Annotated in this window: 13 protein-coding genes; 8 read left to right on the top strand and 5 right to left on the bottom strand. The window is 71.7% G+C overall.

Going from position 1 to position 17686, the window contains the following annotated elements; translation table 11 throughout:
• Window positions 1-190 precede the first annotated feature (190 nt).
• A complete protein-coding gene (locus ACAX67_RS14080; RefSeq protein ID WP_370704478.1) occupies window positions 191-1165 on the top strand; it encodes a hypothetical protein in 975 nt (324 codons plus the stop codon).
• 3 nt (window positions 1166-1168) lie between these two features.
• Here ACAX67_RS14080 and ACAX67_RS14075 read toward each other — a convergent pair whose 3' ends face one another.
• Window positions 1169-2338, bottom strand: coding sequence for an alkaline phosphatase family protein (locus tag ACAX67_RS14075; RefSeq protein WP_370704477.1), 1170 nt, complete (start codon window positions 2336-2338; stop codon window positions 1169-1171).
• Between the two features lie 105 nt (window positions 2339-2443).
• Between ACAX67_RS14075 and ACAX67_RS14070 the strand changes: the two genes are divergently transcribed.
• Window positions 2444-4804, top strand: coding sequence for a serine/threonine-protein kinase (locus ACAX67_RS14070; protein WP_370704476.1), 2361 nt, complete (start codon window positions 2444-2446; stop codon window positions 4802-4804).
• A 1-nt stretch (window position 4805) separates the two neighbouring features.
• Here ACAX67_RS14070 and ACAX67_RS14065 read toward each other — a convergent pair whose 3' ends face one another.
• The gene (locus ACAX67_RS14065) at window positions 4806-7310 is read right to left on the bottom strand and encodes a BamB-related PQQ repeat family beta-propellar protein (protein WP_370704475.1); all 2505 of its coding nucleotides are present in this window, start codon (window positions 7308-7310) and stop codon (window positions 4806-4808) included.
• A 69-nt stretch (window positions 7311-7379) separates the two neighbouring features.
• Entirely contained in the window at window positions 7380-7727 is a 348-nt protein-coding gene (locus tag ACAX67_RS14060) for a hypothetical protein (protein WP_370704474.1), read from the bottom strand.
• Window positions 7728-7872: 145 nt separating this feature from the next.
• Between ACAX67_RS14060 and ACAX67_RS14055 the strand changes: the two genes are divergently transcribed.
• The 5 genes from ACAX67_RS14055 to ACAX67_RS14035 all read left to right on the top strand — a co-directional run bounded on the left by ACAX67_RS14055 (window position 7873) and on the right by ACAX67_RS14035 (window position 13735).
• Window positions 7873-8298, top strand: a complete 426-nt coding sequence (locus tag ACAX67_RS14055) for a hypothetical protein (RefSeq protein ID WP_370704473.1) — start codon at window positions 7873-7875, stop codon at window positions 8296-8298.
• Between the two features lie 154 nt (window positions 8299-8452).
• The gene (locus ACAX67_RS14050; protein ID WP_370704472.1) at window positions 8453-11443 is read left to right on the top strand and encodes a protein kinase domain-containing protein; all 2991 of its coding nucleotides are present in this window, start codon (window positions 8453-8455) and stop codon (window positions 11441-11443) included.
• Window positions 11440-11865, top strand: a complete 426-nt coding sequence (locus ACAX67_RS14045; protein ID WP_370704471.1) for a hypothetical protein — start codon at window positions 11440-11442, stop codon at window positions 11863-11865. Before ACAX67_RS14050 ends, ACAX67_RS14045 begins: the two co-directional genes overlap by 4 nt.
• Window positions 11862-12698: a hypothetical protein gene (locus ACAX67_RS14040; protein ID WP_370704470.1), complete on the top strand. Its 837-nt coding sequence runs from the start codon at window positions 11862-11864 to the stop codon at window positions 12696-12698. Before ACAX67_RS14045 ends, ACAX67_RS14040 begins: the two co-directional genes overlap by 4 nt.
• Complete coding sequence (locus ACAX67_RS14035) at window positions 12695-13735, top strand: hypothetical protein (RefSeq protein ID WP_370704469.1); 1041 nt, start codon at window positions 12695-12697, stop codon at window positions 13733-13735. Before ACAX67_RS14040 ends, ACAX67_RS14035 begins: the two co-directional genes overlap by 4 nt.
• A gap of 9 nt (window positions 13736-13744) precedes the next feature.
• On the opposite strand, the gene ACAX67_RS14030 is transcribed toward ACAX67_RS14035, so the two are convergent.
• Window positions 13745-15238, bottom strand: coding sequence for a superantigen-like protein SSL4 (locus ACAX67_RS14030; protein ID WP_370704468.1), 1494 nt, complete (start codon window positions 15236-15238; stop codon window positions 13745-13747).
• Between the two features lie 21 nt (window positions 15239-15259).
• Window positions 15260-16798 carry a sulfatase family protein gene (locus ACAX67_RS14025; protein ID WP_370704467.1) on the bottom strand — a complete coding sequence of 513 codons (1539 nt, stop codon included), beginning with the start codon at window positions 16796-16798 and terminating at the stop codon, window positions 15260-15262.
• 115 nt (window positions 16799-16913) lie between these two features.
• Here ACAX67_RS14025 and ACAX67_RS14020 point away from each other — a divergent pair, with 115 nt between their 5' ends.
• Window positions 16914-17684: an NPCBM/NEW2 domain-containing protein gene (locus ACAX67_RS14020; RefSeq protein WP_370704466.1), complete on the top strand. Its 771-nt coding sequence runs from the start codon at window positions 16914-16916 to the stop codon at window positions 17682-17684.
• Window positions 17685-17686: the final 2 nt, after the last annotated feature.

Below are 17686 nucleotides of genomic sequence, written 5' to 3'. Positions count from 1 at the left end.
TGAAGCACTGCCTGTCCGTGCCCCGAGCGGCAGCACCACGATCGAGGACGCGCAGGTCCCTGTCGATGGGGCGACGACCCCATCGACGGTGGTGCGAGCCGCACGCTAGCCCCAGAAGTCGGAGGCCGGGCGGCAATCCAGGAATCGGTCGGCTGACGTGATCAGGTCTGAGAACTAGAGTGCGGCCACCATGTACTGCGCTCTCTGCGGGACAGCCGCTGTCCGAGCCGACCAGCGCTTCTGCGCCCGTTGCGGCGGGGAGCTGAGGCCGGGCTCCGGCGAGCAGGCGGGACCGTCCTGGCCGGGTGGTGGCGCCGAGCCGACGGTGCACAGCGGAGGGCCGGCGGTCCCTCCGCCGGCGTACCACCCGCCCTCGCCCGTCACCGGCCCGCTCTACGCGGACGACGCACCCACGGTGATGCCGCCGCCGGCGTACTCGCCGTCGTTCCCGCCGGTCGTCGTGCCGACGCGACCCCTCGAGCCGCGGCGGCGCCGCGGGCCGCTGCTGGTGCTGGTGGTCGCCGCCCTGCTCGCCGCGCTCGTCGGGGCCGGCGGAGTGGTGCTGCTGCTCGGCGGTGACGACAAGAGTGCCGCGCCGACGGCAGAGGACCGCGACGGCGGTCGGGCAGGCTCGACGACCACCGAGACGACGGCCGGCGAGCCGACGACGACGGCGCCGACCGAGACCGACCCACCCACCCAGGAGCAGGGCACCTTCCGCTGCTGGAGCGGCGGCGCCCTCGTGGCCGAGCTCGCCGACTGCGGCACGCCGACCGGCCCCGAGGGCCTGAAGTGGGTGTTCCCGTCGTCGGCGGGTCCGGGGTGCACGGCCGACGCGAGCGCCCAGCGTGCCTCGGAGATCGAGTGCGCACCCGACGGGGTGCGCTTCCACTACAGCGAGTGGCGCAGCCGCGCGGCTCTGGAGCAGTACTACGGCGGTATCGCCCTGACCTCGATCGACCCGCCCGGGGGCCGCAGCGACCTGACCGCCTTCCAGGTCGTCTCCCGCGAGAGCGACGTCGGCTACAAGGTCGCGATCTACTACTCATCGCCGACCGCGCTGTGGTCGGTCACCATCTACGCCGCCGACGAGGCCCAGTACGACGCCCTGCTCAGCGACCTCCGGATGCGTCCGTTCGAGGACCTCCAGGGCAAGAAGGCCTGAGTCTCAGTCCGCCACGTCGAGGTCGTGCGCGGCGTCGAGCTGGCTGCCGTCGACCGCGTCGAGACCCAGCAGGTCGGTCACCACGTTGGCGACGTCGCCGTTGCGGACCGGCTGCGCGCCGTCGTACCCGGGCTGCTGGGTGCCGGGGTCGCGGTAGTCGGGGTTGAGCGCGTAGAGGTCGCCGTGCGCGATACCGGGGCCCCAGACGACGAACGGGATCGTGTAGTCCTCGGGACGGGTGCGGTCGGCGTGCTCACGTCGGCCCGGCAGGCCGCCGTGGTCGGCGGTCACGATCACGACCACCTCGCCGGCCAGCGCGTCGTCGGCGCCGATGGCGGACACGACGCGGCTGATGTCGGCGTCGGCCCGCTCGACGGCGTCGAGGTACGACGGGCTGCCCCATCCCTGGGCATGGCCGGCCGAGTCGGGCCCTGCCAGGTGGAGGAACACGAGGTCGTCGTCGCCGGAGCGCAGCTCGCCGATGGCCGCGTCGACGAGAGCGGGCTGGTCCTCGTCGATGTCGAGCGGGTCGATCGTGCCCGGCCAGGCGCGGCCCCACATCTCGAACTTGTCCTTCCCGGCGAAGACCGAGCTGGTGCCGCCGGCGTCGTAAATCGTCGAGAACACCGACGACGTGCCGGGCGCGACCGAACGCGTCGACGTGTGGTTCCAGGTGACACCGTGACCGCCCTGCGCCGCGTCGACCCGCACCCCGGTCACCATGCCGGTGTGGTTGGGGAGGGTGACGGTCTTCTCGACCTCGGTGCGTGCGTTGAGGGTCCCGGCCCCCTCGTCGAGGAGATCGGCGATGGTCGGGGTCGTCGACCGGGTGACCCACTGCGAGCCGAGGCCGTCCACGGAGATCACCACGACCCGCGGATCGGCGGGCCCTCCCGTTGCCAGGTCCTCCGCGGTGTTGCCGAGGTCGCGGTCGCCCGCCGTGCCCGGCGCGTCCTCGGTGCCCGGCGCGTGCGTCGGCTCGCTCCGCGAGTGGTCGGGCCGGCCGCGCCCGTCCGTCGCCGACGTGCTGCTCGCGGCCGCGGCCGGATCGTCGCCGCCGGAGTCCTGGTGCCGTACCCACCACACGCCACCGACGGTGATCGCCACGACCAGGGCGACCACCCCGACCGTGGCCGCCGTCGCCTGCGGTCGCGGCGAGGACAGGTTCGACATGACGGTCAACCTAACGAACCGGCTCGCCCGGGCCGGGCGCGAGCGAAGGTAAAGACTTCGCGCATTCGACCGACGGCCGCGCACGAGCGTTCGTAACCTGACGGCGTGTTGCCGCGCATGGGAGAGGACTTCGGTCCCTACCGGATCACCGGCCGCCTCGGCCAGGGCGGCATGGGCGTCGTCTTCTCGGCCGTCCATCGCGACCTCGAACGCTCCGTCGCCCTCAAGATCATGGCGCCGGAGCTGTCGGAGGACGAGTCGTTCCGCAACAGGTTCCTGCGCGAGGCGCGCGCACTGGGGCGCGTCGACTCACCCCACCTGATCAAGGCCTACGACGCGGGCGAGCGGGACGGTTGGCTGTTCATCGCCACCGAGCTGGTGCCCGACGGCGACCTGACGAACTTCATCCCCAGGGACGGCCTACCGGCCGCCGCCGCAATCGACCTCGTGCGGCAGACGACCGAGGGGATCGCCGCCGCGCACGACGCCGGCGTCCTTCACCGCGACATCAAGCCGTCCAACGTGCTGATCCGCCGACGCCCGAACGGCGAGGTGCGTGCCGTGGTGTGCGACCTGGGCATCTCTGCGGTCGAGGACGAGGAGCACACCCAGACCCAGGGCATCATCGGCACGCCCACCTACATGGCGCCGGAGCGCCACGAGGGGCAGCCAGCGACGGTCGCCACGGACATCTACTCGCTGGGATGCCTGCTGTGGGCGGCGTTGACCGGCCGGCCGCCGTACGTCGGCACGGCCGTGCAGGTCCTCTTCGCCCACCTCCGCGAGCCCGTCCCGCAGCTGCCTCTGACGGCAACCGGGGCCGGACCGATCAACGTCGTTCTCGCCAAGGCCATGGCCAAGGCGCCCGCGGACCGCTACGCGACCGCACGGCAGCTCGCCGACGCGCTCGCAGCGGTCGAATTCAGCAGCGCGGCGGCACCCACGGCGGTGGCGCCACCGCTGGCGGAGGTGCGCCGGACCTCTGACGACGCGGGCTGGTGGCACGACGGCGACACCGAGGACCGTCCGGTCCTCGCGGCGCCGCCGCCGCCCACTGTCGGCGCCACCCGACCGCCGGCGCAGCCGGCTCCGACCGCGCCGGTCGAGGAGGACAGCGGGGTCGTCGTCACGATCGCCGGGCCGACGCGTCACTCGGGGACGCGAGCAGCTGTGTCCGTGCTGACGTCATTGCTGGTCGTCGCCGTGCTCGCGGGCTTCGGTGTGGCCTACGCGACCGGGCGGCTCGGCTTCGGTCCGCTCTCGACAGCGGACAAGCACGCCGCCGACGTGCTGGCCGACTCGGTCCGGATCGGGTGGCTCGACGAGCACGATGCGAAGTGTGCCTCGCGACAGTTCGTCGACGAGCACCGGGCGGGCGGGCTGCGGAGCGTCGGCCTCCTCGACGGTGACTCGAAGTACCACGACGATGTCTGGACCGCCCGGTTGGCGACGGCGTACGAGAGCGCCGCGATCGACTGTCTCGGCAGTGACTGGGCGTCGGTCCTCGCGAAGCGCTGGAAGTACGGCGACCAGGGCATGCGCTGCCTCGCCCGCGAGGGACCCGAGGTCGTCGCGTCCGTGCTGGGTGCGCAGTTCGCCGCCGCGCACGGCGACGACACTGCCGACCTGCCGTCCGGCGCGGGCGACATCACCGAGTGCGTCGCTCCCGCACCGGCAGGCGTCGACGTGATCGGCACCGCCGACCACGAGGTGCGGCTCCGGTTCCACCCGCCCCTCGGGCCGACGGAGCCGCCCGAGGGCTACTCGTTGCGTATCGCCGGCAGCAGTCGCAACGTCGAGTTCGACGACGAGGACGATGCCCGGGTGCGGACGCCGGGCAACGGGGTCTACCGGGCTGAGGTGGTCCCTCTCTTCGACATCGACGGGAAGACCGTCCGGGGCGGATCGGTCGTGGTCACGATGGATCCGTGGGCCGCGCCGGGAAAGCCGACCGGCACGGGTCATCCGGCCTACCGCGCCGTCGATTTCAAGCTGCACGTACCGAGCAACGAGGCGAAGGTCTCGTGGGTCGAGGTCCGACGTCCGTCAGGCTGGCACAGGGTCGGCGCTGACTTCGAGGTCGGCACTCGTGAAGGTGGTCTCCCTGGTTGCGCGACCGTGCGGTCGGTTGGGCGCGTGGGTCGACTGACGCAGCACGGACCGACCCGCACGGTCTGCGGAAGGTCCGAGGACAAGACCGTCCGATACAAGTGGCACGGCGGATGTGCCTACGACAAGAAATTCGATCAGGAGTACTGCCAGCACTGGGTCGTGCTGAGTGGCTTCCCCCCGAACAAGACGATCCGGTTCGCCAACTACTTCCCGAGCGGCGATCTCGACAATGCGGCCAACGAGGTGACGACCGATCGACATGGCCGGGCGAACGAGTTCGTCTACTCGTGGTGGCCGCGACCAGGCGACGGTGCATCCATCGTCATCGACGGTCGCCGCGCCTACCTCGAGTAGGTCAGTTGTTCCGCTCGTCCGCGGGTGCGTGGTCGACGTTGTCGGCCGGGTCGCCGGTCCGTCGTACGCGCACGGCCCAGCAGTCGCCCGACCCGCGCCCCTGCTCGTTGCACCAGTCCAGCACCGGTTGGGTCGTGAGGTCCGAGTCGCCGCTCAGGGTGACCCAGTAGCCCCTGCTCTTCGGACCGTAGGTGCCCGGCCAGTCGGAGCTGAACAACAGGAGCGAGCCCGGGAACTGCGCGCGGAGCTGCAGGTGGAGCGCGAGGATGTCGTCGTAGCTGTCGTAGACCATGCCGTCGTCGTAGGTGCCCGGCTTCTTCGACGAGAGCTGGGCGGTCCAGTCCAGACCCTCGACGTAGACCTCGTCCTCGGCGGCGATCCGCTGCAGCGCCTCGAGGGCCGACTCCTCACGGTCCTCCGTGCTGACGCTGTCGTCGGGCGAGCCGGCGGCGACGTTGGGGTCCGACGGGTCGGCGCCGTACTCCGGGCTGTCGGGGACCGCGCCCTCGGTGCTCGAGGGCCCCTGCTCGCAGGGGACGAAGACGACCTCGCCCGAACCGCCGTCGTCGGCGATCGCCTGCGCGATGTCGTCGGCAGGGACGGTCGTCTGGCCGTACGGATAGACGAGGTCGAGGGTCTCGCCCTCGTCGGGGATCCAGTAGGGGTCGGCGCTGAAGTCGAAGTAGCCGTCGGCGTAGAGGTAGCCGGAGTCCACGTCACTGCCGTCGCCGTCGACCACGAACGGCACGCGGAGCTGGCTCAGGTTCAGCCACTGGCCGCCCGGGCAGGTCGCGTGCACCTCGTAGGTGATGGTGATGCCTCCGTTGGCGGCGACGGAAGCGACCGGGGTGAACTCCGGCGGCGACCCGCAGGCGGTGGTGTACGCCGTGTCGTCCGACCCGGAGTCCGTCGTGTCGCCGGAGTCGTCCCTCGCGCCCGTGCCCGCGAAGTCCGTGAAGCCCTTGATGCCGAGGTCGCTCGTGGCGATCAGCGTGCTGCTGGTCAGGCCCGGCACGAGGGAGGAGTAGTCGTCGTACGAGTCGATCTCCGACAGGTCCGCCGACCAGGCGATCTCGCCGTCGGCGGAGGCGAGCACCACGACCTCGCGATAGCCCTCGTCACCGGTGACCGTCGCGAACGCGTCGTCGGTCTCCACGCTGGAGTACGCCTCGATGCCGGTGTCGCTGTGCCACAGCGCCTCGCCGGACCCAGGATCCACGAGCGTGGTGCCGATCGGCTCGTAGTCGTCCGAGAAGTCCGTTGCGAGCAGGTAGTCCTCCAGCGGCGACCACTCCCAGCTCGCGGAGGTCACGTCGTAGCCGGTGACGTCGGATGTCGACCACAGGGCATCGCCGGTGGCGACGTCGTAGAGCGTCTCGCCGAGGCCCACGCGACCGTCGATCACGAGGTGGTTGTAGTCGGAGCCCCACCAGAAGGCACCGTGCCCGCGCAGGACCAGTGAGCGGTCCCACCGGCGCAGTGCCGAACCGCTCCCCGTGCGGTAGCCGTCATGCAGGTCGTCCTGCAAGCCCATCGCGAAACGGGAGAGGACGAAGCCGCCGGGGGAGAGTCGCCAGGCCGTGGGGCCGGTGTGGATGAAGAGGTCACCGCCCGCGGCCTGCACGACCGAGCTCCCGTAGTCCTCGCTGCCGCCGTCCGCGTTGAGGTCGGTCGACCAGAGCCGGTCGAAGGTGTCGAGGTCGAGGGCCGTCAGGGTCTCGCTGTAGCTCCAGTGCCCGCCGATCCTCGACCCGACGTAGAGAACGGGGCCGATGCTGTTGACCCACTCCGCATGGCGGACCTCGTAGGTCTCCCCGATCTCGCCGGTCCGGGCGTCGACCACGGCGACGCCCGCCTCGTCGGGCAGGCTGCAGACGAGTCGGGTGGCGTCGTCGACGGCCGAGCACCAGTCTCCGATGCGCTCTCCGGAGTCCTGCCAGAGCACGCTGCCGTCGTCCGGGTCGATGCCGGCGACGACCTGCTGGCGGTTGCGACCCACCGTCGCGACGATCGCGTCGTCGAGTGTGGTCGCGACGTACACGGTGCCGCCCGGGAGGACGTCGTCGGCGTGGAAGACCCAGGTCCGTCCGGGCTGGGAGGTGAGCGAGACACCGCCGTCGAAGCCCGCCGGGAGCACCTCGAGGTCTCCTTCGCGCGTGCCGGTCGGTCCCGCGTCCTGATCACGGTCCGCGCTGCGGCTGACGACGAAGGCGATGCCCGCACCGGCGAGGAACATGACGAGCACGACGCCGAGAAGGATCGAGACGTGGGGCGACCGCCGTCGGGGCGGCGGCGCAGGCGCGAAGGGGAACGCGGACTGCGGCGCGGGAGCAGGGACGACGAGCGGTGGCGGCGGAGGAGGCGGCGTCGGGAGCGGCCGCGCGGCGGTCACCTCGGCCGCGGGCGCGGCGCTCGTCCTCTGGTCGACGCGTTCACCGCAGGATGCGCAGAACGCGACGCCGGCCGCGAGCCCGGCTCCGCAGTGGCGGCAGTAGTTCGGCGTCATCGGTCCCCATCCCTCGCGCTGTGGCTCAGTGTCGTCGTTCGACGCCGAATGCACCGACGAAATTCGAAATCACTGGCCGGTGGCCAGGACGAGGCAGTACGTCGTGTCCGTCGGCTCGTCGGAGAACGTGACGGGGAAGAAGCCCTCGAGCATCGGACATGACCCGTCCTTCCCGTCGATGACGTGCTTGACCTCGTAGACCGCTTCGTCGCCCTCGAGCACGCCGGCGTTGTTGCTGCACGTCGCCTTCTCGAGCTCGGAGTCGGTCAGGTGTGGATCGATCTTCACGCAGTCGCCCTCGGCGAACTCCGGTCCGGGGTTGAGGATCCCGCAGCCTGTGAGGACCGAGAGCCCGAGAGTCGCGCCGATCCCGGCACCGGCGAGGGAGAGGCGGGTGAACCGCGAAGTGGTGTGCATGCTGGCCTCCTGGGCTTGGTGTTGCCCGAACGCTAGGGACGGCCCGGCCGGCGCGGAATGGGTCGAAGAACCCATGGCGCGGGCGACGCGAGTGACGCACCATCGACCGGCGGCACGACCCGACGACGCGGAAGAGGTCACGACGATGACGGTGCGCACGAGCATGCTGGTGGCAGTGGTGGTGCTGGTGGCCGGAGGCGTCGCCGGCTGCGACGACGGTCGCTCGACCGACGCCTTCTGCGACACGTTGAACAAGCACAAGGACCGCTACCTGACGTCGATGGACGCGGCCAGTGGTGCCATCGACGACGGCGACGCCCTTGCCGGTCTCGTCCAGGCCGCGTCGGCGATCGGCGACATCTCCCAGATGTGGACCGAGCTCGCCGAGGTCGCACCCGAGGAGATCCGGGTCGACACCGAGGCGGTCCGCGACCAGTGGAAGAAGCAGGACGAGCTCGCCGGGCAGGCTGCCGGCGACCCGCTCGCCGGGTTCGCGTCGGCGATGGTCGGCTGGTTCGAGATCTCCGGTCCGCTCGACCGCGTCGACAAGTTCGCCACGGACAACTGCTGATGCGCGGGTGGAGGAGGGACCGTCCCGCCTCGAGGGCCGTCCAAGAGGATTTCGGATTGGGCTCCCGCGGCCCGCGCCCGTTGCTAGCGTGTGCGGCTGCAAGCCGTGAATCGGGCACGGGTCGGCACTGGACGCGAGCTCGATGGGGGCACTCGTGACGGACCTTGGGGTCAACCTCGGGATCGAAGGTTTCGATCGGATCGCCGTCATCGGCCGTGGGTCCTTCGGCTCGGTCTTCAGCGCCCGGCAGATCGCGCTCGACCGAACGGTCGCCATCAAGGTGTTCCGGCTCGCGGCGGACGACGCCGGCTTCGACTCCTTCTCGCGGGAGTGCCGCGCCATCGGGCAGCTCGACGGATGTGCGGAGATCGTGACGGTCTACAGCACGGGCGTGGCGCCCGACGGGTCGCCGTACCTCGTGATGGAGTTCGCCCCCGGCGGCTCGCTGGACGCGCGTCTGCGTCGGGACGGTCCGTGGAGCGAGGGCCCCGCACGCGGTCTCCTTCGTCGGATCGCCCTCGCGCTCGACAGCGCTCACACCGCGGGGGTGCTCCATCGCGACGTCAAGCCCGGCAACATCCTGCTCTCGCGGCAGGACGAGCCGTTGCTGGCCGACTTCGGGATCGCACGTCTCGTCGATGGGTCGCGGTCGACGGTGCAGGGACTCGCCGGCACCATCGCCTACACGTCTCCCGAGCTCCTCCAGGGCGATGACGCCTGGGCCGGGTCCGACGTCTACTCGCTCGGAGTGACCGTCTACGCAGCGCTGGCCGGACAGCCGCCGTTCTCCTCGGCGGGGTCGTCGATCAGCAAGATCATCACCGACATCCTGAGCGGCCCGTCCCCTGACGTGGATGCCCTCGGAGTGAGCCCCGAGTTCGCTTCCGTGCTGCGCAAGACGCTCGCCAGGGACCGGGCCGAGCGCTACCAGTCGGCCGCCGAGGTCGTCGCGGCGCTCGACGCGATGGCGCCCGCGCCGTCGCTCGCCGACACCGAGCTCGAGAGCGGGGACGTCCCCCGCGCCTCCGGATGGCCCGCAGGGTTCCGGACCGCGGTCTCCCCTCCATCGCGGCCACAGGGGGCCAGGGGCACGATGTGGCCGACGGCGAGCGACTACCTCGCAGCGCTGCAGGCCGACCCGCATCCGCTCTACGGGGTGCGTGAGTTCGCGGCGGCCACCGTCGCCTCCACGAATGCGTGGGGCGCCCCCCTGGCCGCGACCGGCCAGAATGCCGTCGTCGTGGAGCTCGACCACCCGGACGGGCCGCTGGCCCTGCGCTGCTTCACGCGCGATCCAGGTCAGGCCGCCCAGCGCTACCGGATGCTGGCGGACTTCACCCGGGGCCATGACCTCCACTACCTGCCTCCGTCGCTGTGGGTCGATGCGGCGGTGCCGGTGGAGGGCCAGCGACGACCGGCGATCGTGATGCCATGGGTCCCCGGCGTTCCCCTGGACCACGCGGTCGAGGCCGCAGTGGACCAACCCGCGTTCCTCGCGTCGCTCGCCGACGAGTGGCTCGCCCTCGGGCAACGGCTCATCGATCTCGGCGTCGCACACGGCGACCTGCAGTGCGGCAACGTCCTCGTCGACAACGAGGACCTGCGGCTGGTGGACCTCGATGGCATGTTCATCCCGGGGATGTCGCCCGCCATGGCGCCCTCGGAGCTCGGGCATCCGCACTTCCAGCACCCCCGTCGCGGCCCGGCCCACTGGGGTCCTGACATCGACGCCTTCAGCCTGGTCGTCGGCTACCTGAGCCTCCGTGCGTTGAGTGCCGACCCCGGGTTGTGGCGATTCCACGACGGCGAGAACCTGGTGCTCTCGAACGTCGACTTCACCCAGCCGGGCGTGGGGGAGCGATGGGCCGCCCTGAGGGCGTCCCGAGACCCCGAGGTCCAGCGGCTCACGCGTCACCTCGAAGATCTCTGCCGCGCGAGCGAGCCACCCCGCCTGGCCGATCTGCAGGTCGGCCTCCGTCCACCTGTCAAGAAGGCACCACCATCTCCGCCGCCGTTCGCGGCGGCGACGATGCCGCCGCCGCCTCCGTCTGCCTCGGCGCACCGCGTGGTCGTCTCCGAGGCCCCGACCACGGCGGGCGGGTCCACCGCGTGGTGGGACGAGGCCGCCGTGGCCGAGGAGCCGGTCAGACGCGCGGCTCCGTCGCCGCCCCCGCCACCGGTGCGGGGGAGCAGCAACGTGGGCGTCGTGCAGGGCCCGGTCCACACGGTGGAACGGCGCTCGGTCCTCAACTTCCTCGGCCTCAACGCAGCCATCAGCGGCGTGACTGGCGGCGTCATCGCAGGCGTCCTCGCGTGTCTGCTGTGCGGCGCTCTTTGGCCCTCGCTGGACCTCCGCGTGCGCCCCGGCTTCATGATGGCAGCGATCGGTGCGTTGCTGACGAGCGCCGTCGCTGCGGTCCCGGACCTCACGCTGAAGGCTTGGGTACGCGCCTCGAAGCGCGCTGCGACCGGAGCGATCACCGGCCTCGCGGCCGGACTCCTCGGGCTCGGCCTCTTCCAGCTCGTCGCCTACTCCTCGATCCCGAAGTCCGCCGGCACTCCGCCCGCGTGGGTGGTGATACTCCCGTGGGCCGTGGCCGGCACCGTGGTCGGGCTGAGCGTGGGCATCGTCCGCCTGTCCGGTCGAGCCGCGGTCTCCGGCTTCATCGGCGGTGCGCTCGGCGGGTACGTCGGTGGGGTCCTGCACCTGCTGAGCGCACCTCGCCTCATCCTCGACGACCTCAACCGCACGGTGCTCGATCTTGACCCGACCAGTCCCGGGACCCTGGCCGCGGTCGTTGCCGCCTGTGCGGTGGTCGGACTCGCCATCGGTCTTGCAGAGCGGGTCGCACGCCGCGCGTGGGTGTCGGTCATCGAAGGCCCGCTGCGCGGGCGCGTGGTCGTCGTCGACCGCCGTCCGATGACCGTGGGCTCCGACCGCGGGGCGGCACTCCGTGTGCCCGGAGCGGCACCGATGCACGTGCGCATGACCGCCGACCAGCACGGCATCGTGCTCGAGGCCGCCGCTGAGTGCGTCATCGACGGCCATCGACTCCCCGGAGGTGCGACCGTCCGCCTCCATGACGGGCAGGTCCTCGCGGTGGGCGGGACCTTCATGCAGCTCAACTCGAAGGAGACCCGGTGAACCATCGGTCCACCCTGCAGGCCACGTTGGGGGCTCTGGTCGGGCTCCTCGTCGCGGCGGTCCTGGTGCTTGCGAGCCAGCTCGATGACGGCACGGAAGGTCACGACGCGGTCGCGCCCACGTCGGGCGCGTCCTCGGGCGCCGATTCGTCAGAGGACTTCGACCCGACCTGCGACCATGCCGTCGTCGTACACGCGCAACAGATGGAGGGGGACGGCGCCGACTGGGAGCTGGAAGTCACGCCACGTTCGTGCGCGCCGCACGCCCAGCTGCGGCGCACGACGCTGCTGGCGCTGTGCGACGCAGTCGCCGCGCTCGTGGCCGACCAGCCCTCGGCGACGGTCGACGACCCTCTGACCGCGGCGTGCGCGGCGTTGTCCTCGGCGGGCCCGTCGCCGTCGGGTGCGGAGGCGACCCCGTGACCCACGAGCGGCGCGTCGACCGGCTCAATCCCGCGCTGATCCTGATCCTGGTGGACCAGTCCGAGTCGATGGACGAGGGCATCGCCGGAGGTCCGACCCCGAAGTCGACAGCCGTCGCGGAGCAGATCAACAACCTCATCTACGAGCTGGTGCTGCGCTGCGTCAAGAACCCTCGGGAAGCGCCGCGGCCCTACTTCTTCGTCGATGTGATCGGATACTCGACCGATGGGTCGGGGCACGTCGTGCTGCGCCGGGAGCTCGGCGAGAGTGCCGCCGATCCCTACGGTCTGATGTCGACCACCGAGCTGGCCGAGCGACCGCTCCGCATCGCGCAGGTCGCCGGGAACGGCGAGACGCTCGTGAACCGGCCGGTGTGGGTGGAGCCGTTCGCAAGAGGTGGCACCCCCATGTGCGCTGCGCTGGATGCGGCCGGACGCACGGCTGCCAACTGGATCCAGCGCTACCCCGACGCGTTCCCGCCGATCATCCTCAACCTGTCCGACGGGTTCGCGACCGACGGGGACCCGGAGGTGTGGACCCGACGCATCAGGAGCCTGGCCACGAGCGACGGCAATGCGCTGCTCTTCAACATCAACCTCTCCACCAGCGCGGCTGCGCCCGTCCTGTTCCCCCCGGCTGCGGAAGGCCGGCTCAACCAGTACGCCGCCCGGATGTTCGGCTGGTCCTCGGAGCTCCCCGAGGCGATGCTGGAGAGCGCGCGGTCGCAGGGCATCCCGGTCGAGCGAGGTGCACGAGCCTTCGCCTACAACGCCGACGTCCGTGCTCTGGCCCAGTTCCTCAGCGTCGGCACGAGCATCGGACGCGCCCTGTGAACCGAGGTGCGCTGGCGGCCGCAGCCGGCGTGGTCCTCGGCCTCCTCGTCCCGGTCGCAGCGGTGTTCGGGGCCCTGCTCTACCTCGACGAGGGGCTTCGCGACCACTGGTACTGGCTGGCCGCCGGCGCGGTCGGTGCCGGCGTGCTCGCCCTGCTGATCCCGTCTCCACCTGCGGGCGAGGCTGCGCCGGCGGCCGCGGGGCTGCACCGCGCGCCCCAGCCGCCGGCGAGCCGTTCGGCCGGTCCGGCGCCGTCCCTGCCGTCGTCGCTGCCGGCGTCGCCGCCCGTCGCCGGTCAGGCGGCTGGGCTGGTGGCCCTGTCGTCTGTGTCCTTCACCCTGCCGAAAGCCGGCGCCAGCGACGACGAGAACGACGACGCCTCGGCCGTGGCTCCGGAGACCGGCCGCGCGGCTGTCGCCGATGGCGCGTCGAGCTCCTACAACGCCGGTGCGTGGGCGCGGTGGCTGTGTGAGCGCTGGGTGACGGACAGTCCGGCGTTCGACGGGGCGGCGTTGACCGCCTGGGCGCTGACCGCGGCCTCGGGGTTCCGCGAGCTGGCGTCTCCCGACCAAGGCTCCTGGCTGGACCAGGCGGCGGGGGACTCCCACGCGACGTTCGTCGGGCTGGCGGTCCAGAGCCGCGATGACACCCGGGTCTGGCGGGCTGTCGCGGTCGGAGACGCACTCGTGGTGCAGCTGCGCTCCTCGGACCGCGGGCTCCACATGGTCACCGGCTTCCCCTACGAGAGCGCCGCGGGCGCGGACGGGGCACCCCTGCTGCTGTCGAGTGGCGCGACCACCTTGCGACAGGTGCCGTCGATCCGCCTCGTGGAGGGCCTCGCCGAGACCGGGGACTCGTGGCTGCTGCTGACCGACGAGATGGCGAGATGGGCGTTGAGCCGTGAGGCGGCGGGGGCGCCGGTGTGGGAGCTGATCTCCGCTGGGGGTGATCCCCTGCGATCAGCTATCGCGGACGCACGGGACAGCGGTGCCGTGGTCAACGACGACATGACCGTCGTCGTGCTCGCCACTGCCTGAACGCCCGCCTCACCCGCACTGGGCGAGCGCCTGGATCTCCTCCCACGTCGCCACGTTGAAGTCACCGGTGCCCGACAGGCCGCGATCGAGCTGGAACGCCTGCAGGTCCTCGTGGAAGCTCTGCATCCGCCCTCCGATCAGCATCCCGGGGTTGTAGCTCGTGAACAGCTTGCGGTCGCTGTAGAGGAAGAGCTGCTGCACCTCGGCGACGACGCCGTACTCGGCGGACTCCTGGAGCGTGGCGGTCTGCGCGTCGAGCTCGGCGGGCGTGTCCTGGCAGAAGCAGTAGTCCCCGAGCGGACCCTCGGTGCCCAGGCGCCGGATCCACGCCCGTGGGTCGCCCACGACCTCGCGCGTGCGACAGGCGTCGGCCGCGGAGTCGTACGGGCCGACGTAGACCTGGTACGTCGGCGGGAGGCCCGGTGGGTCGGCGCCGGGCCTGCCGCCGAGGCACGAGCCGCGGTTGCTCAGGTAGCGCAGGTCGGACGGATCGACGTCCCACTCGCCGGCCCGGCCGAAGTACTTCTGGGCCACGGTGTGCTTGGAGCCGTCGCTCGTGCCGAAGCCCTTCGCCAGCATGACGACGTAGGCGTCGTTGCACAGCGGTTGGTCCAGGCGCGTCACCGGCAGACCGGGCACGTCGGGCGCCGGTTCACGGGGATCGGCCGAGCGCACCGGCTCGGGCGGCGTCGAGGACGTCGCCGGGGTGGTCGGTGCGGGCTCCGTGGGCGACGACGCCGGGGTCGAGGGAGGCGCCTCCGTCCGGTCGCGCGCGCCTGCGGTGGCACCGGCCCGCTGGTCGTCGCCCTCCTGGCTGAGCGCCAGCACCACGCCGCCCCCGGCCGCCGCGGCCAGGACGGCGGCGACGACGGCGAGCGCCACCCGACCGCCCCGACGACGCGGCGGCAGGAGCGGCGCCGACCTGGTGCCCTGCGCGTACGGCGGTGGGGCGGCGTACCGCGGCGCGCCCGCCACCGTCGCCTCGGCGCCCGCGCCGAAGGAGTCGCCGTACGGCGACCACATCGTGCGGTCGACCGGCGCGGTCGTCGCGTCGGCCGGAGGCGGTGGAGGCGGAGGTGCCATGGTGGGAGGCGGTGAGGGGTGCGACCACAATTGGTCGGCGGACATCGGCGGGAAGCGTCGTACGACGTGCTCGGGCACCCGCCCGACGGCGTACCCCAGCACGGCGCACGCCCAGGCGGCGGCCGGGTAGGGGAGTCCGCCGCGGTCGCGCGCGAAGGCACTGGCGGCGCTCTCCACCGAAGCCGCCGGATCCCCGCCCCAGTCGACCATCCGGACCAACGACGACAGCGCCCCCAACCGCACCGCGTCGACCAGGAGGTTGATCTCGCCGGCCGGGATGCGGCCCTCGGGGAAGTAGTCGTCGAGCGCCCCGCGGAACGTCGCCGCGTCGTCGATCGCGCCGCGGGAGGTGGTGGCGTCCTCGAGCAGGCCCGACCCGTGGCCGCCGATCATCTCCTTGAGCTCGTGATGGAGTTCCATGCTCTTCCGTCTCCTCGCCCGTCAGTCCACCAGGCAGTCCGCGCCGGCACAGGTCTGCAGCTGGTCGAGCTCGGCGATCAGGTCGTCGCGCCACCCGGCCTCGTCCGTCGACGTCGTGCCGTCGAGCTGGAACGGGTCGGTGGCCAGGTCGTAGGTCTCGACCCAGCCGTTCCAGTAGCGGAGCAGGACCTTGCCGTCCCAGGTCCGCACCCCTGTGTAGAGCCGGTCCACCTGGGGGAACGGCTCGCCGCCCGCCTCCAGCAGCAGGTCGCGGTGCTCGAGCTCGCCCGGGTGGTCGAGGACGCCGGTGAGCGAGACGCCGTCGATCACCCGGTCCGTCGTGCCACCGCTCCAGCTGAGCATCGTCGGCGCCAGGTCGGCGATGCCCACGAGCTGGTCGCGGGTCGCGCCCGCGGGCACGTCCGGCCCGGACATCAGCAACGGCACGCGGACGGACTCCTCGTAGCCGTAGATCTTCTGGTCGAGGCCGTGCTCACCCAGCAGGAAGCCGTTGTCCGACACGAAGACGAGCTCGGTGTTCGCGAGCTCACCGGTCGTCCGCAGCTCGTCGATGATCCGCATCACCGCGTCGTCGGCGGAGTGGAGTGACTCGCGGCGCTGCTCGGCCTGGATCTCCACGTCGTGCCGGGTGAAGTCGTGGGAGTGCCGGAGCAGCTCGACCTTGTCGGAGAGGTCCTGCTCGAACACGCTCGGAGCCCCGCCGAGCTCGCTCGACTCGGTGCCGCGGTAGCGCGGCTCGACGTACGGCGTGCGGAAGGGCGGCCGGGAGCGGTCCGGCTCGACAGGGTCGGCCGGGCCGCCGTCGTGCGGGGCGAGGAAGCCCGCCCAGATGAAGAAGGGCGCGTCGTCGGCCGAGTAGGAGTCGATCAGCCCGGTGACCTCGTCGGCGAGGTACGTCGAGTGGTAGCCGTTGCGCCGGACCAGCCGGCCGTTCTCGTTGACCACCCGCGACAGGTAGTTGTACTCACCGGTCACCGGCACCCGCCAGTCCGTCCAGCCCGGCGGCACCAGCGTCTCCGCGCCCGGCTCCGGGTAGCCGTTGAGGTACTTGCCGACGATCGCGGTGCGGTATCCCGCGGCCTGCAGCCACACGGGCAGCGTGTCCGCCTCGTCGCGGAAGTTCGGCCAGGCACCCCACGGCACCTTGTTGCCCATCGCGCCGTGGTTGTGGGGGAGCTGTCCGGTGAGGAGGCTGCCGCGGGCGGGGCAGCACAGGGGGTACTGCGAGAACGCGTGCGTGAACGTCGTGCCGTGCTCGGTGAACCACCGCTGGGTGCGCGGCAGGTAGGTCATCTCCTGGACCGTCTGGTCGTCGGTCAGCAGCAGGATGATGTTGGGCCGGTCGGTCGCGCCGGCCGGGGCGGTGGTGGGCGGGACGGCCGGCGCCGAGGTGCGCGGCGGTCGCTGGCCCTTCGAGTGGTGGGGCGTCGACGGGATCGAGCTGACGGCGGACGTCGACGTGTCCGGATCGCCCGTGCAGGCCGCGAGGAGGCAGCCGAGCAACGTGAGTACGGCGATCGCCCCATGTCGTGCCCCCATGGCTTCAGACCATCGCACGCCACACCGCCCGGCAGGGCCGAATCGCGAAATGGGCTCAGGGGATGGGGAGCTCGACCCATGGACGCGCCGGGCGGATGGATCGAGCATTGCCGGCATGCGCTCCTTCATCGCCCAGCTCGTCGCCGCCGCGGTGGCACTCGCCGCCCTCCTCGTCGCTCCGGCCGCTCCGGCCGAGGCGACCCCGACCCTCACCATCACCCGTGCGGCCTCGGCCCTCGTCGAGACCGGCGACACCGTGAGCTTCTCCGGCCACGCACCGTCGGCCGCGCACGGCGTCGCGCTCAAGCTCCAGCGGAAGACCCGCAAGCGGGGCAGGTGGATCACGGTCGCGTCGACCCGCATCGCTGCGAGTGGTGCGTGGGCGGCGTCGGGCAAGGCGACCGGGTCGGGCACCAACTACTGGCGCGCCACCTACACCCGCAACGGTGTGGCGACGAGCTCGAAGACCCTCAGCCACAAGGTCTACCAGTGGTACTACCTGACGTCCTACGCCATGGTGGACGACTCGGGAAGTAGCGAGGGCTCGGCCACCATCGGCGGCCACCGCTACGAGTACAGCGTCCACGGCACCTGCTGCACGGCCGACTGGGCGGAGTACAACGTCTCCTACCGCTGCGCCACGCTGCGCGCCGACATCGGGATCGACGACGACTCCGAGACAGGCATGCGAGCGACCTTCTCGATGAGCGCCGACGGCGCTCGCACCCCGCTCGGCACCCGGGGTCTCGGCCCCTCGGCCCGGGTCGACGTCGACATCCAGTCGATCCTGCGGGTGCGGCTGACCATGGAGTACCCCAGCACCGACTACGACGGGTACGGCGTGTTCGGCAACCCTCGGGTGCTGTGCGCCGGCGAGCCCGCGTGACA

The sequence above is a fragment of the Nocardioides candidus genome (assembly GCF_041321175.1).
Classification (GTDB): domain Bacteria; phylum Actinomycetota; class Actinomycetes; order Propionibacteriales; family Nocardioidaceae; genus Nocardioides.
Note: the sequence above shows the minus strand (reverse complement) of the source record. Positions and strands in the feature narration are given on the sequence as shown.

Excerpts from the sequence above, each read along its gene's own strand:
- ACAX67_RS14080 (WP_370704478.1), top strand. The coding sequence starts at position 191 with ATGTACTGCGCTCTCTGCGGGACAGCCGCTGTCCGAGCCGACCAGCGC.
- ACAX67_RS14075 (WP_370704477.1), bottom strand. The coding sequence starts at position 2,338 with ATGTCGAACCTGTCCTCGCCGCGACCGCAGGCGACGGCGGCCACGGTC.
- ACAX67_RS14065 (WP_370704475.1), bottom strand. The coding sequence starts at position 7,310 with ATGACGCCGAACTACTGCCGCCACTGCGGAGCCGGGCTCGCGGCCGGC.
- ACAX67_RS14060 (WP_370704474.1), bottom strand. The coding sequence starts at position 7,727 with ATGCACACCACTTCGCGGTTCACCCGCCTCTCCCTCGCCGGTGCCGGG.
- ACAX67_RS14055 (WP_370704473.1), top strand. The coding sequence starts at position 7,873 with ATGACGGTGCGCACGAGCATGCTGGTGGCAGTGGTGGTGCTGGTGGCC.
- ACAX67_RS14030 (WP_370704468.1), bottom strand. The coding sequence starts at position 15,238 with ATGGAACTCCATCACGAGCTCAAGGAGATGATCGGCGGCCACGGGTCG.
- ACAX67_RS14025 (WP_370704467.1), bottom strand. The coding sequence starts at position 16,798 with ATGGGGGCACGACATGGGGCGATCGCCGTACTCACGTTGCTCGGCTGC.
- ACAX67_RS14020 (WP_370704466.1), top strand. The coding sequence starts at position 16,914 with ATGCGCTCCTTCATCGCCCAGCTCGTCGCCGCCGCGGTGGCACTCGCC.